This window comes from Bradyrhizobium sp. BWA-3-5 (assembly GCF_032917985.1).
GTDB lineage: Bacteria > Pseudomonadota > Alphaproteobacteria > Rhizobiales > Xanthobacteraceae > Bradyrhizobium.
Genome location: NZ_CP136626.1, coordinates 4288098 through 4311553, shown reverse-complemented (window position 1 = coordinate 4311553; position 23456 = coordinate 4288098). Strand labels below are relative to the sequence as shown.

The 23456-nt window shown below is 62.7% G+C and carries 24 protein-coding genes; 12 read left to right on the top strand and 12 right to left on the bottom strand.

Translation table 11 applies throughout. From position 1 onward, the window contains the following. Positions 1-169 precede the first annotated feature (169 nt). Positions 170-352, top strand: coding sequence for a hypothetical protein (locus RX331_RS20840; RefSeq protein WP_283027999.1), 183 nt, complete (start codon positions 170-172; stop codon positions 350-352). Positions 353-378: 26 nt separating this feature from the next. Here the strand turns inward: RX331_RS20840 and RX331_RS20835 are convergent, their stop codons facing one another. Continuing rightward, positions 379-603, bottom strand: coding sequence for a hypothetical protein (locus tag RX331_RS20835; RefSeq protein WP_317251791.1), 225 nt, complete (start codon positions 601-603; stop codon positions 379-381). 95 nt (positions 604-698) lie between these two features. Here RX331_RS20835 and RX331_RS20830 point away from each other — a divergent pair, with 95 nt between their 5' ends. After that, positions 699-920: a hypothetical protein gene (locus RX331_RS20830; protein WP_317251790.1), complete on the top strand. Its 222-nt coding sequence runs from the start codon at positions 699-701 to the stop codon at positions 918-920. A gap of 9 nt (positions 921-929) precedes the next feature. Here RX331_RS20830 and RX331_RS20825 read toward each other — a convergent pair whose 3' ends face one another. Next, a complete protein-coding gene (locus RX331_RS20825; RefSeq protein ID WP_317251789.1) occupies positions 930-1838 on the bottom strand; it encodes a 2-dehydropantoate 2-reductase in 909 nt (302 codons plus the stop codon). A 179-nt stretch (positions 1839-2017) separates the two neighbouring features. Between RX331_RS20825 and RX331_RS20820 the strand changes: the two genes are divergently transcribed. Both RX331_RS20820 and RX331_RS20815 read left to right on the top strand, forming a co-directional pair. Beyond that, complete coding sequence (locus RX331_RS20820; protein WP_317251788.1) at positions 2018-3424, top strand: adenylate/guanylate cyclase domain-containing protein; 1407 nt, start codon at positions 2018-2020, stop codon at positions 3422-3424. A 224-nt stretch (positions 3425-3648) separates the two neighbouring features. Continuing rightward, a complete protein-coding gene (locus tag RX331_RS20815) occupies positions 3649-4155 on the top strand; it encodes a septal ring lytic transglycosylase RlpA family protein (RefSeq protein WP_317251787.1) in 507 nt (168 codons plus the stop codon). Between the two features lie 18 nt (positions 4156-4173). On the opposite strand, the gene pdxY is transcribed toward RX331_RS20815, so the two are convergent. Then, entirely contained in the window at positions 4174-5019 is an 846-nt protein-coding gene (gene pdxY / locus RX331_RS20810; RefSeq protein WP_317251786.1) for a pyridoxal kinase PdxY, read from the bottom strand. Positions 5020-5129: 110 nt separating this feature from the next. On the opposite strand from pdxY, the gene RX331_RS20805 reads away from it, so the two are divergent. Beyond that, a complete protein-coding gene (locus RX331_RS20805) occupies positions 5130-5399 on the top strand; it encodes a DUF2312 domain-containing protein (RefSeq protein ID WP_161854333.1) in 270 nt (89 codons plus the stop codon). Between the two features lie 426 nt (positions 5400-5825). Here RX331_RS20805 and RX331_RS20800 read toward each other — a convergent pair whose 3' ends face one another. Beyond that, positions 5826-5999 carry a hypothetical protein gene (locus tag RX331_RS20800; protein ID WP_317251785.1) on the bottom strand — a complete coding sequence of 58 codons (174 nt, stop codon included), beginning with the start codon at positions 5997-5999 and terminating at the stop codon, positions 5826-5828. Between the two features lie 344 nt (positions 6000-6343). Between RX331_RS20800 and RX331_RS20795 the strand changes: the two genes are divergently transcribed. The 3 genes from RX331_RS20795 to RX331_RS20785 all read left to right on the top strand — a co-directional run bounded on the left by RX331_RS20795 (position 6344) and on the right by RX331_RS20785 (position 8865). After that, positions 6344-6997 carry an FMN-binding negative transcriptional regulator gene (locus RX331_RS20795; RefSeq protein WP_317251784.1) on the top strand — a complete coding sequence of 218 codons (654 nt, stop codon included), beginning with the start codon at positions 6344-6346 and terminating at the stop codon, positions 6995-6997. 357 nt (positions 6998-7354) lie between these two features. Then, positions 7355-7621 carry a hypothetical protein gene (locus RX331_RS20790; RefSeq protein ID WP_317251783.1) on the top strand — a complete coding sequence of 89 codons (267 nt, stop codon included), beginning with the start codon at positions 7355-7357 and terminating at the stop codon, positions 7619-7621. Positions 7622-7860: 239 nt separating this feature from the next. Beyond that, positions 7861-8865, top strand: a complete 1005-nt coding sequence (locus RX331_RS20785) for a Bug family tripartite tricarboxylate transporter substrate binding protein (RefSeq protein ID WP_317251782.1) — start codon at positions 7861-7863, stop codon at positions 8863-8865. A gap of 47 nt (positions 8866-8912) precedes the next feature. Here RX331_RS20785 and RX331_RS20780 read toward each other — a convergent pair whose 3' ends face one another. After that, positions 8913-9680, bottom strand: coding sequence for a hypothetical protein (locus tag RX331_RS20780; protein WP_317251781.1), 768 nt, complete (start codon positions 9678-9680; stop codon positions 8913-8915). A 271-nt stretch (positions 9681-9951) separates the two neighbouring features. On the opposite strand from RX331_RS20780, the gene RX331_RS20775 reads away from it, so the two are divergent. The 3 genes from RX331_RS20775 (at position 9952) to RX331_RS20765 (ending at position 12270) form a co-directional block, all read left to right on the top strand. Next, a complete protein-coding gene (locus RX331_RS20775) occupies positions 9952-11013 on the top strand; it encodes a dipeptidase (RefSeq protein ID WP_317251780.1) in 1062 nt (353 codons plus the stop codon). Between the two features lie 90 nt (positions 11014-11103). Continuing rightward, the gene (locus RX331_RS20770; protein WP_317251779.1) at positions 11104-11817 is read left to right on the top strand and encodes an ROK family protein; all 714 of its coding nucleotides are present in this window, start codon (positions 11104-11106) and stop codon (positions 11815-11817) included. Between the two features lie 192 nt (positions 11818-12009). Further along, on the top strand, positions 12010-12270 hold the full coding sequence (locus tag RX331_RS20765) for a PepSY domain-containing protein (protein WP_317251778.1): 261 nt from the start codon (positions 12010-12012) through the stop codon (positions 12268-12270). 117 nt (positions 12271-12387) lie between these two features. Here RX331_RS20765 and RX331_RS20760 read toward each other — a convergent pair whose 3' ends face one another. From RX331_RS20760 to RX331_RS20750, 3 genes are all read right to left on the bottom strand, one after another. Then, positions 12388-12738 (bottom strand): zinc ribbon domain-containing protein YjdM, encoded by a 351-nt coding sequence (locus RX331_RS20760; RefSeq protein WP_317258197.1) that lies wholly within the window; start codon positions 12736-12738, stop codon positions 12388-12390. 102 nt (positions 12739-12840) lie between these two features. Next, entirely contained in the window at positions 12841-13533 is a 693-nt protein-coding gene (locus RX331_RS20755) for a hypothetical protein (RefSeq protein ID WP_317251777.1), read from the bottom strand. Positions 13534-13566: 33 nt separating this feature from the next. Next, positions 13567-13740: a hypothetical protein gene (locus RX331_RS20750; RefSeq protein ID WP_317251776.1), complete on the bottom strand. Its 174-nt coding sequence runs from the start codon at positions 13738-13740 to the stop codon at positions 13567-13569. A gap of 206 nt (positions 13741-13946) precedes the next feature. On the opposite strand from RX331_RS20750, the gene RX331_RS20745 reads away from it, so the two are divergent. Further along, a complete protein-coding gene (locus RX331_RS20745; RefSeq protein WP_317251775.1) occupies positions 13947-14354 on the top strand; it encodes a hypothetical protein in 408 nt (135 codons plus the stop codon). Positions 14355-14421: 67 nt separating this feature from the next. On the opposite strand, the gene RX331_RS20740 is transcribed toward RX331_RS20745, so the two are convergent. From RX331_RS20740 to RX331_RS20725, 4 genes are all read right to left on the bottom strand, one after another. Beyond that, positions 14422-15477, bottom strand: a complete 1056-nt coding sequence (locus RX331_RS20740; protein ID WP_317251774.1) for a hypothetical protein — start codon at positions 15475-15477, stop codon at positions 14422-14424. A gap of 805 nt (positions 15478-16282) precedes the next feature. Beyond that, positions 16283-18352: an ATP-dependent helicase gene (locus tag RX331_RS20735; RefSeq protein WP_317251773.1), complete on the bottom strand. Its 2070-nt coding sequence runs from the start codon at positions 18350-18352 to the stop codon at positions 16283-16285. Positions 18353-18618: 266 nt separating this feature from the next. Beyond that, positions 18619-19173, bottom strand: a complete 555-nt coding sequence (locus tag RX331_RS20730) for a hypothetical protein (RefSeq protein ID WP_317251772.1) — start codon at positions 19171-19173, stop codon at positions 18619-18621. A gap of 77 nt (positions 19174-19250) precedes the next feature. Then, complete coding sequence (locus RX331_RS20725; RefSeq protein WP_317251771.1) at positions 19251-22994, bottom strand: vitamin B12-dependent ribonucleotide reductase; 3744 nt, start codon at positions 22992-22994, stop codon at positions 19251-19253. Between the last annotated feature and the right edge of the window lie 462 nt (positions 22995-23456).

Below are 23456 nucleotides of genomic sequence, written 5' to 3'. Positions count from 1 at the left end.
CAAACGCCTTGCGTTGGTGTCGGGGAAATCGGTTCCCTGTTTTCGGATTCCGATCCTTACGCCACGGCTTGCTCACGGCGCCGCTGCGAAATCTCCCCAAGCCCGTCATCTTTTCGACGCGCCCCGGCATAGCATCATCCTTGTACGTGTGGCGTGGGGAGTGACGATCATGGTGGTGGCTGAGCTGCAGACCAAGGTGGAAAAGTACGAGAGTAGGGCCTCCAGATGCGAGGCGCAGGCGCGCGAAGCCAAGGACAAGGCGCAGCAGACCTTTTATGAAGTGTTGGCCGGCTACTACGCGAGCCTGGCGACGGATTTCCGAAAAATCCTCGAAAAGCGAATGGTCGCGTAAGGCGCGGGGCTCCTTACAGCGATCCTCTAAGCGCCGCCGATCGCGCGGGTGATCGAGCCGCTGCCGCCGCAATGCGGGCAGGGTGCGCCATTGACACGGCCGTTGCCGTGACATTCGGGGCAGATGTCCTCGCCGGTGCCGGGCGTGCCGCGCGCGGCTTCGTCACCGGGGTTGAGCATCGGGTTGGCTGCCTGCATCTGGGCGTTTGAGCGCTTCTTGATGCTCTGCGAATTCGGTGCCTTGTTCCGCATAGTGAGTGCTCCTTGCTGTTCGCCCATAACGCCGGTGCGACAAAGAGGTTGCGAACAAGCACGCAACCTTTGCAGGGCGTAAGCGTTGGCTGGGCATGACAAGCATCCAGCCTCTGCATCCCAGCACCCTGCATCCGATGACGGGCTTCGATCCGTCCGAGCCTGCCATCCTGCACGACCTCGCCACCGACCGGATCATCACCTGGATCGGCGACCAGGCCGACGACTTTTGCCGCACGGCCAATGCGCGCGACGACGGCACGGTTGCGTGGCGCGAGTACGTATTCGACGGTTGGGGCAACGTGCTCGGCGGATGAGAGGCGCGGCTATTTCTTCTGCGCCAATTCCTTGCCGCGGTCGGCCAGCTTCACCATCACCTGGAGCGCTTGATTGGTCGGCGTTGCGATGCCGAGCTCGGCGCCCTTGCGCACGACATGGCCGTTGAGAAAGTCGATCTCGCTCGGCTTGCCACGCGCAAGGTCCTGCGCGGTCGACGACATCTGGTTGGGCATGATCTCGGGGATATTCAGGATGTGATCAATCAGATCATCCGCGATCGCGACGCCACAGGCGCGGGCGACGGTAGTCGCTTCCTGCACGGCGCTGGTGACGACTTGCCGCGTGCCGTCGACCTGCAGCATCGGCCCGTAGGCGATACCGGCGACCGCTGACAGCGCGTTGTAGGCGCAGTTGATGATCAGCTTGCTCCACAGCGTTTTGCCGATGTCGTCGGCGATCGTGACGCCGATCCCGGCGGCCTGCAGCGTTTGTGCCAGCGCGGCGCTCGCCGGAGAAGGCCCTATCGCGAGATCGCCGCCGCCGTGATGCCTGACATGGCCGGGCCCGGCCATCTCGCTGCCGACATAGACGACGACGGGAATAACGGCATGACCGATGACGGCAGCAAGGCGCGGCGCGTTGTCGACGCCGTTCTGCAGGCTGAGCACGGAGGTTTCCGGCCGCAAGCGTCCGGCCAGCGAACGGCCGGCCGTTTCGGTGTCGGCCGACTTCACGCAGACCAGCACGAGGTCGGGCGGCGCGAGGGTGGCCGTGTCGATCGCGGCCTTGGCGGGCAGGTGGCCGCGGAACGTCTTGGTGTCCAGCAGCAGGCCACGCGCATTGATGGCGTCGGCATGCACCTGCCGGCCGATGAAAGTCACGTCGTGCCCGGCCTTGAGCAGCAGCCCGCCATAATAGCACCCGACGGCGCCGGCGCCGATGACTGCGACTTGCATGATATCCTCCCGTTCGGCCGTTGCGCGCTGGCTCCAGGCTAACCCGGATAGAGCGGTATTGGCCTCTTTGCCAGTCCGAATTGACGGCGCATTCGGCCCGGCCGGCTGATCCGGGCCAATTGCCAAAGCGGGGCGCTTAGCGGGTGTTCGCGCGGCTTGCTTTCAGGTAGCATTGTCGCATGAGTGAAACCGAGACCCTGTTTGCGGCCCTGCGTCAATCATCGGACGAAGCCATTGTCGGCATGCTCGAGCGGATGGTGCGCCATGCCCCGGATCATGCCTTGAACAAAATCAACGCGCTCGATCTCGCACGCACCGAGGGCATGGACGAAGATCGGGTCATCGCAACCCTGCTGAATGCGGTGGGGCTCGGCATGTTCGAAATGACTTGGAACGTGATGTGCCCAAGCTGCGCCGGGGTTCTTTCCGCCAACAAAAGCCTGAAGACGGTGAATAGCGCGCAGTATAATTGCGCTTTTTGCGCCGCGGGCTACGAGACGACGCTCGATAATCTCGTCGAAGTGACCTTCATGGTGAGCCCGCGCGTGCGGAAGATCGCGGCGCATAATCCCGACGAACTTCCCGCGGCCGAATATTATCGCCAGATCTTCTGGAGTTCGGCGATCGATCTTCCAGCCGATGTGGAGAGATTGCTGGACGAGGTCACGCTCGAAATTGTCGATCTGCCGGCTGGCGAACGGGCCATCCTTTCCTTGCAGGTGCCGCAGGGCACGTTGATCGTGTTCGATCCCGTGACGCATGCGGCCCAGTTCCTTGACGTCAGCGGCGAAGAAACCAGCGAGCGCCAGAACCTGTCGGTGAGCTTCAACAAGCTCCAGGTCCCCGTCGATACCGTTAGCTTGCGCCCCGGGCCGCTGCGCCTGGCCTTGGACAATCGCACAGATAGTCGCGTTCTGCCGGCGATATGGGTCACGAACCCGGCGCTGGACGACCTTTTGAAACGCCGCAAATCCGTTCTCACGGCAACGCGTCTGCTTACCAATCAAACCTTCCGCGATATCTACCGGACCGACACGCTCGCTATCGGCCAGCGGCTGAAGATATTGAGCCTGACTTTCCTGTTCAGTGATCTCAAGGACTCCACAGGTCTCTATGAACGGGTCGGTGACCTGACGGCGTTCGATCTCGTCAACGAGCATTTCCGCCTGTTGCAGGAGATCATCGCGTCCGAAAGGGGAGCGATCGTGAAGACCATTGGCGATGCTGTCATGGCGACCTTCGAGACGCCTGACCGCGCCATTGCCGCTGCGATCCGCATGCGCGAGGCGATGAGCGATCTCGGCGCCGAGCGTCAGCATCAGAGCCTGAGCCTGAAAATGGGCATCCACGAAGGATCATGCCTGGCGGTCACGCTCAATGGCCAACAGGACTATTTTGGCCAGACGGTCAACATCGCATCGCGGATCCAGGGCCTCGCTGAATCACGCTCCATCGTGGTGACGGAATCGGTGGTGGAGAACGCGCGCACCCGGGCCCTGCTCAAGACCAGCGGGATAGAGCCAACGCCAAGACGCGTGGCGTTGAGTGGGATCGCGGACAAGGTGTCGGTTTACGAGATTGCCTGACGTAGCCGGCTGTTGACCGGGCGGCCGCCGCGCACCGCGGATTCGCCCGCGAGCGGGTTGGCTCATTCGCGCCAAATTCTGTGACCCAATCACCACACTGGAAGCGAATTGCGCTGCGGAAGCCGTGCCTGATCGCATCCGGCCACGTTTCCGCCCGGATTCGGGCCCGCGATTGCCCCGTGTTGGTTTTCGGCTTGGGCTGGGGCACGAGCGGGGATTGCAACATGGCTTCCACGGCTAGGAAACTCGTAACGCTGCTGGCGATTATGCTGGGCGCGGCATCGCTGGCGGCCTGCGCACAGTCCACCGTCGTCAGTCAAAAATCCGGACTTCGCGCCGTCAGGCAGGCGTCGCTGGATCAGGACCGTTCGACATCCTCCATGATGAAGCGGCGCGTGGCGGCGGTGCGAAAGCACATAGTTGCGTCGCGTAGCGATGCGGGCGGCAAGACGGCTTCGCATGGGGTCGCAAGCTACTATAGCGAGGGCACGAAGACCGCGAGCGGCGAAAAATTCAACGCGCTTGAAATGACCGCAGCGCATCCGACGCTGCCGTTCGGCACCAAATTACGCGTGACCAACCTTTCGAGCGGCCGCTCGGTGACGGTGCGGGTCAACGATCGTGGTCCCTTTGTTCGGGGGCGTGTCGTCGACGTCTCCTATTCCGCGGCTGATGCGCTCGGAATGGTCGGGAAAGGTGTTGCCAAGGTCAAGCTCGACGTCGTGGACTAGCGGCTCGGCCGGATTTCGCTAATCCGTTCTGCGAGCTTCGAACCTGCGCGGCGGATTCACGAGTGCTTCCGCGCTCTCGACGATGCGCATTTCCTCGGTGCCGCTTGCCACGGTACGTTCCAGCACGGCGAGGATCGCGGAAGCGGCGTGGCTGACCGCACCTGAAGTGTCGGCGCCGCGGAGGCGGGCGGCGACCAAGAGCGCGGCAAAGAGATCGCCGGTACCGTTCGGGGTGATGGCAAGTTTTGGCGTGCGCACCCGAAAGGCACCAGTGCGCTCGACGGCGAGCGTCTCGATTTCGCCCGCCGGCGTATCGGCGAGCTCAGCGCTGGTGACGACGACGGTGCCGCGCGCCATGAAGGCGCGCGCCACCTTGAGCAGTTGATCGATTGTCGCAACCTTGGCCCCGCACAGCCATTCGAATTCGAAATGGTTCGGCGTGATGATGTCGGCGAGCGGGCACAGCAGGTCGCGCACCAACGAGGGAATATCGGGGTGGACGAACAGGCCACGGTCGCGGTCGCCCAGCACCGGATCGCAGCAATATAGCAGCGCGGGGTTCTTCGCCTTGGCGCGCGCGACGAAATCCGCCACCACCTTGGCGTTGTCGGCGGAGCCTAGATAGCCGGACAGGATCATCTGCGCGCGATCTGCTGCGCCGCGTTCCTCGATGCCCCGCAATAGATCGGCGACGAGCTCGGCCTCGACCACGCGGCCGCGCAGGGTTGGATAGCCCGGCCGGTTGCTCAGCAGCGTGGTCGGCACCGCTACGACGTCGATGCCGTGCATCTGCATCGGAAACACCGCGGCGCTGTTGCCGACATGGCCGAAGGCGACCTGCGACTGAATGGAAATGACGTTCATGGGCCGAGTTCTGGGGATTGATCGGATGACGGCAAAGGAACCCTCGCAAGTTAACACATTGGTTATTTGTTTGCGGTCATTTTCACGGTCTCATTCAACAGGGAGTCACCATGTCTGACGTCACCATTCCCGGCGGGCGGATTCGTTCTTTCGTTGAGCGGATCGAGAACCTCGACACCGAATTACAGGAGCTAAACGAGCAGAAGAAGGAAGTGTTTTCGGAAGCCAAGGGCGAGGGATTCGACGTCAAGATCCTGAAAGAGATCATCAAGCTGAGGAAGCAGGACCAGGACGAGCGCGACGAGCGCGAAAGCCTGCTCGATCTCTACATGCGCGCGATGGAGACCGCGCCGCCGGAGAAGACCGCCAAAGCAGCATAATGCTTGCCACATAGGTAGGGCGGCTTAGCGCAAAGCGTAACGCGCCGGCCGGCCGCGAGCGAAGCGGCGGATTACGCTGACGCTAATCTGCCACTACGCGCGGCCTCGACGCTTATTCGCTCTATGCCTCCTCGTCATTGTGAGCCAACGGGTCGCGCGAATGCGCGCCCGATGACAGGCTCCGCGAAGCAATCCACGTCTCGGCTCGGGGGCAGATGGATTGCTTCGCTGTGCTCGCAACGACGGGGCGAGAGCGTTGCTGAACGCTGCGTGCAGAGTTCGTGATGACTTCTTCATCCGTGCGCACACAACGCATTGTTAAGGATCGGTCCGCACTGACTTCGTCGATTCCGATTCGTTCTTTGCGAACAAAATGGAGTCGGATGGAGAACAAGCGGCGTCTACTCATTGCTTCTCCTGACTGCTTCAAAACACCGGTTCGCCGATCGCAACCTCGCTGCGCGGGCCAAGCACGATCACATTGCCATCGGCATCCTTGGCGCCAAGGATCAACAGTTCGGACGTAAAGCCCGCGATATTTTTCGGCGCGAAATTGCAGACCGCAGACGACGAGCGAGCCGAGCAGGGCAGCCGGCGCATGGTTCGTCACCTGCACGCTCGACCACATGATCCGCTTGGCCCCGACAGCGACGCCGATCTTGTATGACGGATTGCGCGCGCGGGGGAACGGCTGCACGTCGACGACCCTGCCGATGCGGATATCGAGGCGGGCGAAATCGTCGTAGGTGGCCTGAGGTTTGAGAGGCGGTATGTCGTGGGGCTCGGCTGCTAATCTTAGAGGAACCGTCGAAGGGGGGGCACGAAGCCTCATATCGCATTCGTCTAGCGATCGGAACGCGCGCCGGCGCAGGTTGGCGATCTCAAGTCGAATAGGTTAGCTTTCAAGCGACCCCTCCATCCTTCAGCCGTTCGAGCGCTTTGCCATGCACATTCTCCGGCCCCAGTTTCGCATCGAGGAAGAACACGCGGTCGCATTCGCGGCCGAGCGCGGCTTTGGCGTGATCATCGCCGCCGATGAGCGCGGTCCGCGCGCCTCACACGTGCCGTTCGTGATCCAGCGCCGCGACGATCGCGTGATCGTGCAGTTACATCTGACCGCGAAAAATCCGCTCGTGGCACTCGCCGACGGCAGCAGGCGTTTCCTGCTGATCGTCTCGGGAGACGACGCCTATATTTCCAACGACTGGTACGCCTCGCGCGACAACGTTTCGACCTGGCTCTACGAGGCCGTGCACCTCTCCGGCGTCGCGCATTTGGCTGGGCGCGACGACAACCGCGCCCACGGCGATGCGCTGCTCGCAGTCTCCGAGGCGCGCCTGCCGAAACAGCCCTGGAGCCTGGACCAGATGGAGCCCGGCAAGCGCGAGAGCATGCTCGCCTCGATCCGCGTGATCGATCTCGTCGTCGATGAGATCGAGGGCCAGTCGAAGCTCAACCAGCACAAGAGCGATGAGGACCATGTCGCAGTGGCGGACATGTTGGGGTGCGCGGAAGAGACGAGGAGCCAGCAGCTGGCCGCAAAGATGCGAGCGCTGCGGCCGACACTCAGGTATGGGTTGCAGAGCGTGCAGACATAGGTGCAGCACGAAGCAAACGCGTTGTTAAGAAACGGTCTGCGCTGATTTTTGCTGATACGATTCGTTCTTTGCGAACAAAATGGCGTCGTATCGCGAACAAGGAAAACGCCCTGGCCTTCGTCACCAACTCGGTGAGATGATCTTCCGACTGCAGTGCCGAGATTGCCCCGGATTCCGCTCCGTTCGTTCGGATACGTTGCTGTATCGAAATTTGCCGCGAACCTTCACGCCTTTTCGCGCGACCAACGCGCGGTTCTGCATTCCGCTATCACATATTTGTGCAATGCAATATTAAACTATTGCAACGCAGCAAATCGCACTTTAACTCTGGATTTCAAGCTATTAAGGAGAGCTGACGTGAACAAGATTTCCCTGTCCATCGCCGCCGCTATGCTCGCGCTGTCGGCTGCCGGCGGCGCGGTCGCCGCCGAATTGCCGAGCTATGAGAAGGCGGGCTTACCGGTTTCGGCCGTGCAGGTTCAGGTGCTGGGCGCCGATAACGTCCAGGAAGCATTGCCGATTGCGCCCTCGGCTACGCCGGTTCAGCTCAGCGTGCTGACGCCGCGAGGCAAGATCAAGACCGCGCAGGGCCGCAGCGAAACCGTCGGCCGCGCCACGCAGTGACGATCGTAGGCTCGCGCCGGCGTGTGAACATTTTCCATCCCGCAGAAAGCCCGCGATATCCTCGCGGGCTTTTTTGTCGCGATGCGCGGGCTTTGCAGCTTCGCCCGCACCTCCTAAGCTGGCGATAGGCCGAACGCGCCCCACTTCCGGTCCTCCACGGGAAGATTCGGAAGCCCAGGAAAAACAAACAGCAGCAGAAGCTGCAAACGTGGCGCGCGGCGTGCAAGGGGAGGACACCGATGCCGCTGTCAGTGGACCGACGTCGCGCACTCGCGACCATCAGCTCTCTTGTTGCCGCGCCGTTCCTGGCGACGCGCCTTGGCCGTGCAGGCGAGGCGTGGCCGATCCGCGCGGTCAAATATGTCAACGGCTTTCCGGCCGGCGGCGCCACCGACACGCTCTCGCGCGTGCTGTGCCAGAAGCTGAGCGAACTGTCGGGACAATCCTTCGTGGTCGAGAACAAGGCCGGCGCCGGCGGCGTGCTCGGCGCCGACTCAATCGCGAAAGCGCCGGCGGACGGCTACACGGTCGGGCTCGGTGGCATCGCCTCCAACGTGCTCGCGATCGGCTCCTACGCGAAGCTGCCGTATCATCCGCGCAACGATTTCACCTTCATCTCCGGCATGTGGCAATTGCCGAACATTTTGACCGCGAAGAGGGACCTGTTCTCTTCGGACCTGAAGGAATTGCTCGCCGCATTCAAGAAGGCGCCGGGCAAGTACACCTACGCTTCCGCCGGCTTTGGCACCACGTTGCATCTTTCCGGCGAGATGATGAACAGCATGGCCGGCGTCGAGGTCCGCCACGTGCCCTATCGCGGCGCTGCGCCGGCGCTGAACGACCTGCTCGGCGGCAATGTCGATCTATTGTTCGACAATCTGCCGGGCTCGCTGCCGAGCGTGCGCGCAGGCACGATCCGCCCCGTCGCGGTCACCGCGAAGCAGCGGATCAAGGAGCTTCCCGACGTCCCTGCGTTCGCAGAACTCTTGCCCGGCTACGAGATGACGTCATGGGCCGCGCTGATCGGCCCGGCGAACATGCCGGGCGATCTCGTCGCGCAGATCAACGCGCTCACCGCCAAGGCCCTGAACGACCCCTGGGTGCAACAGCGCTACGGAGACCTCGGCGCCACCACCTGGCCGACCAACCCGCAGGAGGTGACGGCCTATCGCGACAGCGAGGAAGCCAGGCTGCTGCCAATCATGAAGGCGGCGGGGATCAAGCCGGAGGGTGGCGCCCAGTAGCCAGAATGAGACGGCAGCGGGGCGCGCGACGGCGCGCCCGCGCTCGCCTATCGGCAGGAATGCGTCAGGCCGTCATAGCCTCGATAGGTCCCGGCCGATGGGTCGTAGGTGCGGAAGCGGGTGCAGAGCATGACCAGCGTCCGTTCGCGCGGCTTGCGGGTCGCCGTCGCCGGTTGCGCCGGCTTACTGGGCTCTGTGGCGACGCTACTGCTGGCGAGTTTTGATGGCTTGGCGACAGGCTTTGGCTGCAAGGCGGGCGTTGTCCGCGCTACCGCTGGTTTTTGCGCAGCAGGCGCCGGCTTCCGCGCAATCGCCGCAGGCTCTATGGCCGGGACGGCCGGCTTTTGCTCGATGGCGCCAGTCTTGTCGTCGACGGCAGCCGCCTTCTCCTGGGCGGCGGGCTTGTCCTGCGCAACCGCCGGCTTCTCCTCGGCGGGGGCCGGCTTCTGCTCGACGACGGCAGGCTTGTCGTCCTTGGCGGCCGCCTTCTCCTCGGCGGCAGCGGGCTCGTGCTGGGCGACTGCCGGCTTCTCTTCCGCGACGGCAGGCTTCTCGTCGGTGGTCGCCGGCTTCGGCTCGACGGCGGCGGGCTTGTCCTGCGCGATTACCGGCTTTTCCTCTGCACTCGCCGGCTTTGGCTCGGCGATATCAGCCGCAGCCGGCTTCTCTTCCGCAGCCGCCGCGGGCTGCGCGGCGGCCGGAGCCGGATTGTCCGACGTCTCCGCGAGCGCCTGAGCGCTGATCACCATGAACAAGGCACAACAGAACATGCCGGCGCGCCCGGCGACGGCCGTCGATAAAGCTGATAAACGCATGGATTGATACTCGGTTAATTGTCCCCGATCGAAGCTCCACACGCATTTGCGGCAAGTCTGTGAACAGCGCGGCCCTTTTTCGAGCGGCGACGCGTTTAAGACCGGGCGTGTGCCGGCTGCCACACCTGCCCGCACAAGAATCTCGAAAACAACCCCATGCACAGTAGCGGACGGGGGCGGGGGAGGCGGTTCGCGCCTGATGTCGATGGGCTGGTTCTGCCAAAGACAACACGTTATCGTTCGGGATATCCCTCTCAGCCACCGGCAGGCCATGGCGACCAACATTTCTGTCTTCGACGGGCATAACGACGTGCTGCTCCGTCTTTACAAGTCGCCTTCCAGCGACGCGGTGTCGGATTTCCTGTGCGGCGAAGAGGCCGGCCATATCGACCTGAAGAAGGCGAAGGCCGGATCTTTCGTCGGCGGGCTGTTTGCGATGTACTCGCCCTCGCCGGGCAATTTTGCGGCGCTCAGCAAGCAGATGACCGGCGGAGAGTATGCGGTGCCGCTGCCGCCGCCATTGCCGATTGAGGATGCGCGAAAGTCCGTGCTCGGCGAGCTGGCGATCCTGATGAAGGTCGTTCGCCATGCGAAGGGCGAGGTGACGCTGTGCAGGACGACCGCCGAGATCCGTGCGGCGACCCTCCGTGGCAGCCTTGCGGTGGTGCTGCATCTCGAAGGCTGCGAGGCGATCGACGGCGATCTGCATTTCCTGGAGCTATTGTATGCGGCGGGCCTGCGCTCGCTGGGGCCGGTGTGGAGCCGCAACAACATCTTCGGCCATGGCGTGCCGTTCGCGTTTCCCAATACGCCCGATCTCGGCGACGGACTGACCCCGGCCGGTGAAAAGCTCGTACGAGCCTGCAACGAGATGAAGATCCTGGTCGATCTCTCGCACATCACCGAAAAGGGCTTCTGGGATGTTGCGCGGCTGTCGAACGCGCCGCTGGTCGCGACGCATTCCAACGCGCATGCGCTGTGCCCCTCGCCGAGAAACCTGACCGACCGGCAACTGGCCGCGATCCGCGACAGCGGCGGCATGGTCGGCCTCAACTTCGCCACCTGCTTCCTTCGTCCCGACGGTAACATGACCGCCGATACCGATGTGGCATTGATGGTGCGCCAGCTCGACTATCTCATCGAGAAACTCGGCGAGGACCATGTCGGGTTCGGCTCGGATTTCGATGGCGCGACCGTGCCGGCGAAAATCGGCTCGGCGGCCGGGCTGCCGGTGCTGATGGAGACGCTCCGGCAGAGCGGCTATTCCGAGGCGCTATTGAACAAGCTGGGATCGGCGAACTGGCTCAACGTGCTGGAGCGAACGATCGGGTGATCGTGTGATGCAAAGTAGGGCGGGTTAGTAATCCGCCCTACGCTTGCTCCGCTTTCTTCTTCGGGCAAGTCAGCCGGGTTATGATCATTCATGGCGACGAAAGCAGCGAAGCGGAAACCTCGGCCCACGGTCCTCGTGATCGACATCGGCGGTTCGCGCGTGAAGGTCATGACCAGCACGGAGCGGGTCAGGCGCGCGTTTGCGTCCGGCCCCGGGCTGTCAGCGAAGGTAATGGTTAGGAAGGTCAAGGCGCTGACCAAGGACTGGTCCTATGACGTCGTCGCGATCGGCTATCCCGGACCGGTGGCCAATAACAGGCCCTTGTCGGAGCCGCACAATCTCGGCCAGGGCTGGGGCGGTTTCAATTTCGAAAAGGCCTTCGGCCGTCCGACCAAGGTCGTCAACGATGCGCTGATGCAGGCGATCGGCAGCTACCAGGGCGGCCGCATGTTGTTCTTGGGCCTAGGGACGGGTCTTGGCTCCGCGATGATCGTCGACGGTATATTGGAGCCGATGGAGCTGGCGCACCTGCCGTACAAGCACGGCAAGACGTTCGAGCAATATGTCGGCGCCGCAGCGCTCAAGCGCGTCGGCCGGAAGAAATGGCAGCGCGCGGTCGATGACGTGATCAAGCGCCTGCTCGCGGCACTGGAGCCGGACTACATCATGCTCGGCGGCGGCAACGCCGACAAGACCGGCAAGCTGCCGCGCAAGGTTCGCCTCGGCGCCAACACCAACGCGTTCGAGGGCGGATTTCGGCTGTGGAAAAAGGGCGCGGTGAAAGCGGCTGGTGTGCGTCGATAGTGAGTGCTGGCGTCAGCGGGTAAGGCGAGTCCTGCTGAGATTCGTTCCTTTGCGACAAAATGGGGAACTGCCACCAAGTTGCCGCAACTGCCGAAATTTCCGGCTGTTCCGCGATATCAGATGCCGGAACACATTGCCGCTGCCCTCGTTCTGAATGGCGTAACCGTTCAACGCCTTCGACAGGAGTGCTTCATGCGACATGTCATTATTCCAATCGTCACCGCCCTGGCGATTGGCACAGCGATGCCGGCCATGGCTCAGGATTCCGGTGGTCAGATATCGATGCAGATCGCGCTCGACGTCGCGACCGGTCTCGGCATCACGACGGTGTCCCACACCGAGTTCCAGGGTAGTCAGTGGGAGATCGAAGGCCGCGACCGCCTCGGACGATGGATGGAGGTCTATGTCGACTCACGGACCGGGGAAGTGCGGCACGTCAATCGCGGATGGTGAGATCCGAGAGCTTTGCTCCGCCATCCAAACCTGACGTGATCTTGCGAGGCTGACATGACCAGGCAGGCTTTCCTTTCGCAAGGGAAAGCCTGCTGACGCATGAGGCCGCTGGTGCCCTCACGCCTTCTTCACGAATTCCGATTTCAGGTTCATCGCGCCGATCCCGTCGATCTTGCAGGCGATGTTGTGTCCATCAGAACCTTCGGTGAGGCGGATGTTGCGAACCTTGGTGCCGCCTTTGACGACCGACGACGACCCCTTCACCTTGAGGTCCTTGAGGACGATGACGCTGTCGCCGTCCGAAAGCGCATTGCCATGGGCATCGCGCACGCCCGCTTCGGGTGAAGCCTCTGCGCCGGCGCCAGCCTCGGCGCTCCACTCATGGGCGCATTCCGGACAGACCCACAGGCTGCCATCCTGATAGGCGTGTTCGGAATTGCATTTCGGGCAGTTCATCGCGTCGTCGATTGTCGTTCTCTTGGGCCTGTCCAGGCGAGGCGCACCGTAGGTCCATGTCCGCGCAATGCAAGGGAAAATCGGTCCCAAGGGCAAAAGGAGCTCGCGGCTCTATCACTTCGGTCGCCGTTGGTAGACCCCCGAAAACGACACGTTGGCGCCGCCGCAATGGAGGTTGTCGCCGACGACCAGCAGCTTGCCGACGAGCTGCATCGTGACCTGGCAGTCGAGTTCGTCCGTGCCGTCGCCGAACTTCATTTTATCGGCAGAAGGTTTGGCGTCGTAACCGAGCTCGCCGGCATGGGTGCGGCTGCCTGAGCCCCAGGTGGCCTCGCCTTTGATCGCGAGTGTACCCGCCTCTTTCGATTTCGAGATGCGAATGAGATTGTCATAGGCGCGCCATTCGCCGAGCCAATCCCGCATCTCCGGCGGGCGCATGTTCTCCTGCCACGTAAGCTTGTCGGTCTCGATCCAGCCGACCGTCTCGCTGCCCTTGCGCGGCTGAAACCAGCTGCAGGCGAACTTGCCGGGCGTTCGTGAAACGATGACTTCATCGCTGCCAATGACATAGGTTTTCAGGCGGCAGGCTTGGTCCTCCGGGCAACGCTCGTTGTCATCGCCGTGGAAATAGATCCTGTCGCCGGCCGCGCCCTTGATCTTTGCCAGGCGATAGTTCGTGCTCTCGCGGGGAAAAGAGCCGTTCCGGCACATATAGTCGGGGTTGCCCTTGAGCTGCGCGGAGGCGGGCGAGGATTGCAGAAGGCTCCAGGCGAGGAAACCGAGCGAAGCCCGGACAAGGCGTCTCATTGTGTCGTCACCTTCGGTCTGGCAGGAGCGAGATCACTTGAACAGCGCAAAATAAATCACGTAGAGCCAGCCCAGGATGCCGTGGATGATCGCCCACAGAACCGAATGGTTGTTGGTATAGGAGATCGCGATCGCAAGCGCCGAGCCAAAACCTACGCCGTATTTCGCGCCCTCGACGCGAACCCCGTAATATCGATTTCCGTTCATGCCGGTCCTTCCGATGCGTGCATTTCGCTCGATTTCCGGCTGATCTTAGCGATGGCGTTACACAGCGCAATTGGAGTGCGGCATATCACGGAAGGCCGGGTTTGCTTGTGCCTGTATGGACGGCGCCGTCACAGGCGCCCCGGCGTCGGCATGCAGCAGGCGCGGGCCATCCGACACACGCACCATGCAGGAAAGGGAGTAGGAAGATGGGAGACGGAGTAACCGGTTCGACGAACGCCCCCGCCAATCAGACGACCAATGCCGGCCGTAGCGGCGCCACGTCGGTTGAGGACGTGGCGACCAAAGCCAAATTCAGCGAGGCCCTCAAGCAGGAAAGCTGCCCTCCAGGATTGAGCCTGCGGCCCCGGGAGGGCTGCAACTACTTGCGTCCTCCGGCCGATCCGTTCCAGCCGTCGAAGCCCATCAACATCAAGATCGAAGGCGATCCTGACCGCTTCAAAGGCCCCATGAGCGGCCCCCGCTCTGATGGACCCGACCTCACGAAGCCCATTCCCAAGAAGCCCGATTCTTCCCCTAAACTCCCTGACACGCGCCCATTCCACGACACGACACCAAGTGGGACGCACGTCTTCGGGGTGGAAGGTAAGATCTGAGCGTGACGGGATAGCGCGCGCGGTCATCGGTACGAAAGCCATGGCGACCTGGCCGGAGGACGACAAGTCACCCGGCCAGCGGGCAGGGCGGGTTGGCCACCGGGGCGCGCGAAAATCGCCGGGTCAATCCCCAGACGACGGCAGCCGTAGCGGCCGTCGCGATCAGATGCTTCAGCGTGTGTCCGGTGACGAAGCCGAAAGCGGCCGCGATCTCGTGGTCGAGCAGCTCGGCGACCTTGGCCAGAATGTACAGCCCCATCGCGCTAGCGAAGGCGATGCGATCGGCGCGCGGGGAGCGGTAAATCGCCTGCCATAGCGGGATGAGGATGAGCGCGAGCCCCTGCAACAACAGATATGGCCGCAGGTCGCCCGCGCCATTCCTGTCCGTGATGACCCACCATGCGACGCTGGCTATGGCGCAGAAGGCGAGAACGATCACGTCGATTTTGTTTTGCGATCCGCCGTGAATGTCGCCGCGCACGCCGGCGAGCAGGCCGGCGCAAACCACCGCGATCGGCAGCCTGTCCCAGATCAGGCTGAAATTGTCGGGGGCGAGATGATAGAACGCGGACCCGAAAGCAGTCAGCAACAGTCCGATCAGGAAAAGCCTGTAGCCGGGCCATCCCCCGCGCAACTGCGCGCTGGCGCGCCGCGGCCGCAATGTCAGCCAGCCCCAGATCGCGACCAGTGCGAAGCCAACGTTGGACAACACATCGGCTGCGTGGGGGATGCCTGATGCGACCGACTGGTCGGCGAAGTCGTGATAATGCGCCGGCTGTGCAATGCGTCCGTGCAGCGCCAGGATCACGATCATGCCGACGGTGATGATCGTCGGAGCGTGCTTGATCCATGGGTCCATGGGGTGGGCCTGGCGGATTGATACGTCCACACCTGGGGCGGGTTGCATCGTGAGCTCCCAATCTTGAGCGTTGCTCAAGTACGAGTAGCTCGAAAATGAACAATGTTCAAGAAGAAGTTTCGATGGGGGCTTGGACTGTTGTTCAGTCCGGGAGAGATCGATCTTGTCGCCGATGCGGATGCAAAAGGGGGGTATCCGTATTCTTCTCGCCGAAGCGCGCTGAACTTCCGTTGTGCCGACCAGCGAGGAGGCGACGGGTCGCACGCGGGCTCCAGCTCCGGGAGTCGAGAGACGGCGCAAAGAGCTGGAGCCGCAGTGGCGTCTATAGACGTCACCTCATTCCTACATCGTCAGTCCGGAATCGTTCCTCGGGAGTGCGAGTTCGCCTCTGAGCTAGAGGCGGGCAGGCGTGCAGAGGCAAGCGATACCTCGAAACTACTTGAAAAGGTGCGCCAGTATGGTCTCACAGGCCTTCTCGGCTTCGGCAAACGTCTGAAAGGGTGATCCACCTATCCTGATGGCCGGACTGTTAAAATGAATGGAGCGCCACGAAGCTACAAAGCCAGGCCGGCCGTGAAGTCCGGGACCGCTGATGCTCTCGTTACTTATTACAAACGAGAAGCCGCGCTCACTCGCGCTCCATATCTCGAGCTCCTCTGTCGCGGGCGCAACGCGGCTAAAGTGCAGGGCCATGCCACGATCCAGCGAATCCTTAAGCGGCCCCGGCGCTATCGCGCCAGGACCGCCAACCTAAGCAGGTTTTCCACCGGCTGGGGGGCTTGGGGCTCTTGTTGCCGGAGGTGGGGATTCGATTCCCGAGGCAATCGATCGTTCCTGCGCCGCGGGAAAAAACTGCAATCTGCGGACAGGCCAGTGGGGTGGCTATAGCTATGGCGAGTAGGGGATTAGAGAAGCGTAACCCGCCGGTTCGGGAGAACGGCGGATTACGCCTTCGGCTAATCCGCCCGACGTTTGCTGCGCAATACGGCTTTGGCACTCCAGGCCATATTGCTGTCCGGGGCGGTGTTAGAAGGGTCTCGGATGTCGCAGCGCTGTTCGGGGTTACCTGCTAACGCCACATGCCGCGCATGCGCTCACGAATATCCATCTGCACCGTTTGATTTGGCGTCGCGCGTGCCGCCGGGGCGGCCACCGGCCATACCTGCCGATCGAACAGTTTTACCAGATGGTCCGGAATGAACCGCGTTCGCGACGCGTAGACATGGCGGTCGCCGCGGGCCTGCTGGCCGTGCACGAAGAAGCGCTGCGGCACGATCAGGTGCAGATCGTCTTTGGCGCGCGTCATTGCCACATACAGAAGGCGTCTCTCTTCTTCCAGCTCGGCCGTGGTGCCGGCGCCGAGATCGGACGGCATGCAGCCGTCGACGACGTTCAGCGCGTAGACCGACTTCCATTCCTGTCCTTTGGCCGAGTGGATGGTGGAGAGGATCAGATAGTCTTCGTCGCGCAGCGGCGGCCCCGAGCGGTCGCTGGTCGCATCAGGCGGATCGAGCGTCAGCTCGGTCAGGAAGCGTTCGCGGGACGGATAGCCTGAGGCGATCTGCTCGAGCTGCAAGAGGTCAGCGAGCCGCACCTCGGCATCCTCGTGGATGCGCTCCAGATGCGGCGTGTACCAAAGCCTGATGCGTTCGATGTCAACAGGCCATTCCGAATATCTGATATTGCCGAGCGTTTCGACGAAGGCGGTCCAATCCTGCCCGGCGCGCGGCGGCGTCGGCAGCGCCGTAAGCGCGGAGATCGGATTGGCTGCGACGGTGACTTGATCGAGAATACGCTGCGCCGACGCGGGACCGATGCCGGGCAACAGATGCAGCACGCGGAATCCAGCGACGCGGTCGCGCGGATTCTCGACGAACTTGAGCAGCGCCAGCACGTCCTTGACGTGGGCCGCGTCCAGAAACTTCAGGCCGCCGAACTTGACGAAGGGGATATTGCGCCGCGTCAGCTCGACCTCCAACGGGCCGCTGTGCGACGACGTTCGGAACAGAACAGCCTGCTCCTTGAGCCGCGATCCTTCCTCGCGGTTCGCCAGCACCTGCTCGACGATGTAGCACGCCTGGTCGGCTTCATCGCGCACCGTAACGAGGCGCGGCGGCCGGGCCGAATGGCGCTCGGTCCAGAGGTTCTTGGTGAAGCGTTCCCTGGCCAACCCGATGACGCCATTGGCGGCGGCCAGAACTGGCTGCGTCGAGCGATAGTTGCGGTCGAGCGTGACGATCTCGGCCCGTGGGCTGAAATGGTCAGGGAAATCCAGAATGTTCCTGATAGTGGCAGCGCGAAACGAATAGATCGATTGCGCGTCGTCGCCGACCACGGTGAGGCCGCGGCCGTCAGGCTTGAGCGCCAGCAGGATCGCCGCCTGCAGCTTGTTTGTGTCCTGATACTCGTCGACCATGACATGATCGAACCGGTCGCCGATCTCCTGCGCGATGGCAGGCTCGGTCACCATCTGCGACCACCAGAGCAGCAGGTCGTCATAGTCGAGCACGTTCTGCTTCTGCTTGGCCTCGACGTAAGCCGCGAACAGTTGCTTGAGCTGATCCGCCCATCCCGAACACCAGGGATAGTGCTGTCCCAGCACCGTCTCGATCGGCAGCTGCGCGTTGACGCAGCGGGAATAGATTCCAAGGCAGGTGCCCTTGGTGGGAAAGCGTGACTCGGTCTTCGAAAATCCGAGTTCGTGGCGCACCAGGTTGAGTAGGTCTGCCGAATCCTCCCGATCATGGATGGTGAAGGCCGGATCGAATCCGATCGCCTCAGAATATTCGCGCAGCAGCCGCGCCCCGATGCCGTGAAAGGTTCCTGCCCAGCTCAAGGCCTCCGTCATGATGCCGGCCTTGTCGCCAAGCACGCGGCGCGCGATGCGTTCGACACGCTGCGTCATCTCGGCGGCGGCACGGCGCGAAAACGTCATCAGCAGCATGCGGCGCGGATCGGCACCTCTGATGATGAGGTGGGCCACGCGGTGCGCGAGCGTGTTGGTCTTGCCAGATCCCGCGCCGGCAATGACCAGCAGTGGCGCGCCGATGGTTCCATCGGGGCCGATGCCATGCTCGACAGCCCGGCGCTGTTCCGGATTCAGGCTTTCCAGATATTGATCGGTCGCTTCAGCCAGCACGAATCACCCCACGTCGTCGGAGACTCGGCCGATTCGCACGGGCTCGCAACGACGAATGTCCACTCTTTCCCGCTATCCGGCAAACGCCTTGTTAAGGATTGGCCCGCGCTGATTTTTACGATTCCGATTCGTTCCTTGCGAACAAAATGGAGTCGGATGGAGAACAAGGCTGGGGCTACGGAGTGGGGTGGGTTAGCGAAGCGTAACCCGCCGACTTGGTACTTGGAGCGGCGGATTACGCCTTCGGCTAATCCGCCCTATACTTGCTACTTGCTCTGCTCGCTTATTATCTGTCCTGCTCCGTGCTCCGCATCTTTTATTGCTTCGACGATGCAGGTCGACTTATAGCAGTATGAGATCCCCGCATGACTCGGGTCCATTTCGTCTCGTCCGCGCAGATGGCCTGCGTTGACGCCGAGCAAACAAAAGTCCCGAAAGTACCCGCCTGATAGGCCTGCGCCTGTCCGCATCCCCTTCGCAAGCGCAAATACAGGACTACCTGATGATCCTGCAGAGGAAAACGCTTCATAAGCGATGCGCCGCGCAGGTCTCATTCCGAGGTCACAATAATCGCTCTCCGGGTCGCTGGCGATCGTGCCCATTCTCATAATGGGTCGATTCCCATTTCTATCATAGAAGTCGGGATACCCAGGAAGTGCGACCAGGTCGCAAACGTCGATCTTTGCTAACATGTCCGCATCAGCGAGCAACTCATAGCCGATCTGGGTGACGACCATACTCCCTTCGCCTGTTGCAGTCGAATGCTCAACCTCCAGTCGATAGGCGCAATAGAGGACCGGTTTTTGAGGGGGATGAAACATTGAGTTCATCACAAGAGAATGCCCGGTCTAACCGGGCATTCCCATCCGATAGTTATTTATCGCGGTGCACATGAGCCTCACGAACACCCCGTCGTGCTGCCGCACGTATCGCACTTCATGCAGGTCCCGTTCCGCACCAGCGTGAAGTTGCCGCACTCCGAGCACATCTCGCCTTCGTAGCCCATGGCCTTGGCTTCGGCCCGGCGCTCCGCCTTGGACGGCGCGACCGCCACGGCCGCGCTGCCGGCCTTGCTCCATTTCAGGGCGTCCAGCCGTTCGGTCGGGGAGAGGTCGTGGCTGGCTTCCTGCTTCAGGGCTGCCGCGCCTTCGTGGGCATCCGTGAGGCGGGCGCTGGCGCCGTGGCTGGCGATGGCGGTGACGTTGTGGGTGCCGCGGGCGTCGTCGCCGCCGCCGCGCATCACCACCAGATTATCCGTGCGCGAGCGGGTCAGGCCCTTGGACAGATACTTGGTGGCGTGGTGGCCGTCGCCCGGCTCCTTGCCTTCCTCGACGCCCTTGCCGAGCGCGTCGAAATTCGACTCGGTTGGGTCGACATGGGCGAGATCGAAGCGCGACATGTAGCTGACCGCGAGCTCGCGGAAGACATAGTCGAGGATCGAGGTCGCGTACTTGATCGAGTCGTTGCCCTGCACGGGACCTGCCGGCTCGAAGCGGGTGAAAGTGAAGGCGTCGACATATTCCTCCAGCGGCACGCCGTATTGCAGGCCGAGCGAGACGGCGATCGCAAAGTTGTTGATGAAGGAGCGCAGCGCCGCGCCTTCCTTGTGCATGTCGATGAAGATCTCGCCGAGACGGCCGTCGTCGTATTCGCCGGTACGCAGATACACCTTGTGGCCGCCGACAACAGCCTTCTGGGTGTAGCCCTTGCGGCGATCCGGCATCTTCTCGCGCTCGCGCATTACCACGATGCGCTCGACCAGCTTCTCGACGATCTTTTCCGAGACCTGCGCGGTGCGTGCCGCCATCGGCTTGTCGTAGAGCGCCTCGATCGCATCGTCCTCGTCGTCATCATCCGAGATGAGCTGCGAGTTGAGCGGCTGGCTCAGCTTCGAGCCGTCGCGGTAGAGCGCGTTGGCCTTCAGCGCGAGCTTCCAGGAGAGCAGATACGCCGACTTGCAGTCTTCCACCGTAGCGTCGTTCGGCATGTTGATGGTCTTGGAGATCGCGCCCGAGATGAACGGCTGCGAGGCCGCCATCATGCGGATGTGGCTCTCAACCGACAGATAGCGCTTGCCGATCTTGCCGCAGGGATTGGCGCAGTCGAACACGGGATAGTGCTCGGCCTTCAGATGCGGTGCGCCTTCGACCGTCATTGCGCCGCAGATGTGCACGTTGGCCGCCTCGATCTCGCGCTTGGTGAAGCCGACGGCGGTGAGCAGGTCGAAGCCGGGGGCCGCGATCACTTCCGCCGGCAGGCCTAGGCTCTCGCGCAAAAACTCTTCGCCAAAGGTCCACTTGTTGAAGGCGAACTTGATGTCGAAGGCGGTCGGCAGCGCCTTTTCCACCTTGGCCAGGGCTTCGTCGGTGAAGCCTTTTGCCTTCAAGGTGGTGGCGTTGATGCCGGGGGCGTTGGAGAGCGAGCCGTGGCCGACGGCGTAGGCCTCGATCTCCGCGATATCAGCCTCGCCGTAACCGAGCGCGCGCAGCGCCGCAGGCACCGCCTGGTTGATGATCTTGAAGTAGCCGCCGCCAGCGAGCTTCTTGAACTTCACCAGCGCAAAGTCAGGCTCGATGCCGGTAGTGTCGCAATCCATCACGAGGCCGATGGTGCCGGTCGGCGCCACGACGGTCGTCTGCGCGTTGCGGTAGCCGTTGGTCTCGCCGAGCGACAGCGCGTCGTCCCAGGCCTTCGTCGCATGCGCGATCAGGTCGGCTTGCGGGCAGGCGGCGTGGTCGAGCGGCACCGGGTTGACGGCGAGCGCCTCATAGCCCGAGGCGTTGCCGTGCGCGGCGCGGCGGTGGTTGCGGATCACGCGCAGCATGTGCTGGGCGTTCTTCTTGTAGCCGGGGAAGGTGCCGAGCTCGGCCGCCATCTCGGCCGAGGTCTTGTAGGCGATGCCGGTCATGATCGCCGTCAGCGCGCCGCACAGCGAACGGCCTTCCTTGGAGTCGTAGGGCAGGCCCATGGTCATGAGCAGGCCGCCGATGTTGGCGAAGCCGAGGCCGAGCGTGCGGAACTCGTAGGAGAGCTCGGCGATCGCCTTCGACGGGAACTGCGCCATCATGACGGAGATTTCCAGCACGATGGTCCAGAGCCGGCAGAGGTGCTCGTAGGACTCGACGTCGAACCGCTTGGTGGTCGTGTTGTAGAAGGTGAGCAGATTGGCCGAGGCCAGGTTGCACGCCGTGTCGTCCAGGAACATGTATTCCGAGCACGGGTTCGACGCGCGGATGTCGCCGGACGCCTTGCAGGTGTGCCAGTCGTTCATGGTGGTGTTGAAGTGCAGGCCGGGATCGGCCGAGGCCCAGGCGGCGTGGCCGATCTTCTCCCAGAGCTCGCGGGCCTTCAGCGTTTTTGTAATTTTCTTGTTGGTGCGGCCGATCAGATTCCAGTCGCCATCGGTCTCGACGGCGCGCAAAAAGTCGTCCTTCAGCGAGACCGAGTTGTTGGAGTTCTGGCCGGATACGGTGAGGTACGCTTCTGAATCCCAGTCGGTGTCGTAGATCGGAAAGTCGATCTCCTTGTAGCCTTGCTTGGCGAACTGGATCACCCGCTTGATGTAGTTGTCGGGCACCAGCGCGCGGCGCGCGAGCTTGATCTCGCGGCGGAGTGCCGGGTTCTTCTCGGGGTCGAAGCAGTCGTCGCCACTGCCTTCGCAGTTCACGCAGGCCTTCAGCACGGCCTTGAGGTGCTTCTGGTTGATCTTGGAGCCGGTGACGAGCGCAGCGACCTTCTGCTCCTCCTTCACCTTCCAGTCGATATAGGTCTCGATGTCGGGGTGATCGGCGTCGACCACGACCATCTTGGCCGCGCGGCGCGTGGTGCCGCCGCTCTTGATCGCGCCCGCCGCGCGGTCGCCGATCTTGAGGAAGCTCATCAGGCCGGACGAGCGGCCGCCGCCGGACAGGCGCTCGCCTTCGCCGCGCAAACGCGAAAAATTGGAGCCGGTGCCGGAGCCGTACTTGAACAGGCGCGCCTCGCGCACCCAGAGGTCCATGATGCCGCCCTCGTTGACGAGGTCGTCACCGACGCCCTGGATGAAGCAGGCGTGCGGCTGCGGATGCTCATAGGCCGATTTCGACTTCGTCAGCTTGCCGGTGAAGGGATCGACGTAGTGGTGGCCCTGGCCGGGGCCGTCGATGCCGTAGGCCCAGTGCAGGCCGGTGTTGAACCACTGCGGTGAGTTCGGCGCGACCATCTGCTTGGCGAGCTGATAGCGCAGCTCGTCATAGAACGCCTGCGCGTCCTCATCGCTGGAGAAGTACTTGCCCTTCCAGCCCCAATAGGTCCAGCAGCCGGCCAGCCGGTCGAACACCTGCTTGGCTGAGATCTCGCCGACATAGCGCTCGGATTCGGGAAGCTGCGCGAGCGCCTCGGTGTCGGGCACCGAACGCCACAGGAACGACGGCACGCTCTCTTCCTCGACCTTCTTCAGGCGCGCGGCGACGCCGGCCTTGCGGAAATACTTCTGGGCGAGAACGTCGGAGGCGACCTGCGACCAGAACTCGGGCACTTCGACATTCTCGAGGCGGAACACGATCGAGCCGTCGGGGTTGCGGATCTCCGAGGTGGTCAGCCGAAAGCCGATCTCCGCATAGGGAGACTGGCCGGAAGTGGTGTTGCGCCGCTCAATTCGCATTTTTAGTGCCCCGTAGTTCTTTGCCGGTCCGCTTTGTTGCGGTTGCCGGATGTTTCAGTGAGCGAACCTCCCGCCCCGAAGCTGATGCCTCGGTGCCTTGATCCGCAAGTTCAACCGGTGGACCCGGCCCTGTTTCTGCTTTCGCCACCCCAAGGGCCCGTCCCGCTGATCGCGGGGCCAGCCCCATCCCTTCTTCCTGAGCCTGTCCGGATCGCCGCCTACCCAAGCCGGCTTTCCGCTCCACGCTCCAACTCAACGCCGCAACCCGTCGCCTGAGCCGTTCGGCCCGTTTTTTAGGGCTCTGGATCACCCCCGAATTTGGGCAGACAAGCCCTCGATCCGTGCCTCAACCGGCTGACGGAGTGCTCGTTCGGAACCCGTTTGGGAGTGACCGGCGGGACCCTGAACTTAACTCGCGCCGTCCAGCAATAAGGCTAGGCCAAACCCGTTGCGCCCGTCAAG

Coding starts and splice junctions, on each gene's coding strand:
- RX331_RS20745 (WP_317251775.1), top strand. CDS start 13,947: ATGGGAGACGGAGTAACCGGTTCGACGAACGCCCCCGCCAATCAGACG.
- RX331_RS20805 (WP_161854333.1), top strand. CDS start 5,130: ATGTCTGACGTCACCATTCCCGGCGGGCGGATTCGTTCTTTCGTTGAG.
- RX331_RS20725 (WP_317251771.1), bottom strand. CDS start 22,994: ATGCGAATTGAGCGGCGCAACACCACTTCCGGCCAGTCTCCCTATGCG.
- RX331_RS20820 (WP_317251788.1), top strand. CDS start 2,018: ATGAGTGAAACCGAGACCCTGTTTGCGGCCCTGCGTCAATCATCGGAC.
- RX331_RS20780 (WP_317251781.1), bottom strand. CDS start 9,680: ATGCGTTTATCAGCTTTATCGACGGCCGTCGCCGGGCGCGCCGGCATG.
- RX331_RS20795 (WP_317251784.1), top strand. CDS start 6,344: ATGCACATTCTCCGGCCCCAGTTTCGCATCGAGGAAGAACACGCGGTC.
- RX331_RS20770 (WP_317251779.1), top strand. CDS start 11,104: ATGGCGACGAAAGCAGCGAAGCGGAAACCTCGGCCCACGGTCCTCGTG.
- RX331_RS20765 (WP_317251778.1), top strand. CDS start 12,010: ATGCGACATGTCATTATTCCAATCGTCACCGCCCTGGCGATTGGCACA.
- pdxY (WP_317251786.1), bottom strand. CDS start 5,019: ATGAACGTCATTTCCATTCAGTCGCAGGTCGCCTTCGGCCATGTCGGC.
- RX331_RS20815 (WP_317251787.1), top strand. CDS start 3,649: ATGGCTTCCACGGCTAGGAAACTCGTAACGCTGCTGGCGATTATGCTG.
- RX331_RS20800 (WP_317251785.1), bottom strand. CDS start 5,999: ATGCGCCGGCTGCCCTGCTCGGCTCGCTCGTCGTCTGCGGTCTGCAAT.
- RX331_RS20775 (WP_317251780.1), top strand. CDS start 9,952: ATGGCGACCAACATTTCTGTCTTCGACGGGCATAACGACGTGCTGCTC.
- RX331_RS20750 (WP_317251776.1), bottom strand. CDS start 13,740: ATGAACGGAAATCGATATTACGGGGTTCGCGTCGAGGGCGCGAAATAC.
- RX331_RS20825 (WP_317251789.1), bottom strand. CDS start 1,838: ATGCAAGTCGCAGTCATCGGCGCCGGCGCCGTCGGGTGCTATTATGGC.
- RX331_RS20785 (WP_317251782.1), top strand. CDS start 7,861: ATGCCGCTGTCAGTGGACCGACGTCGCGCACTCGCGACCATCAGCTCT.
- RX331_RS20840 (WP_283027999.1), top strand. CDS start 170: ATGGTGGTGGCTGAGCTGCAGACCAAGGTGGAAAAGTACGAGAGTAGG.
- RX331_RS20755 (WP_317251777.1), bottom strand. CDS start 13,533: ATGAGACGCCTTGTCCGGGCTTCGCTCGGTTTCCTCGCCTGGAGCCTT.
- RX331_RS20830 (WP_317251790.1), top strand. CDS start 699: ATGACAAGCATCCAGCCTCTGCATCCCAGCACCCTGCATCCGATGACG.
- RX331_RS20835 (WP_317251791.1), bottom strand. CDS start 603: ATGCGGAACAAGGCACCGAATTCGCAGAGCATCAAGAAGCGCTCAAAC.
- RX331_RS20730 (WP_317251772.1), bottom strand. CDS start 19,173: ATGTTTCATCCCCCTCAAAAACCGGTCCTCTATTGCGCCTATCGACTG.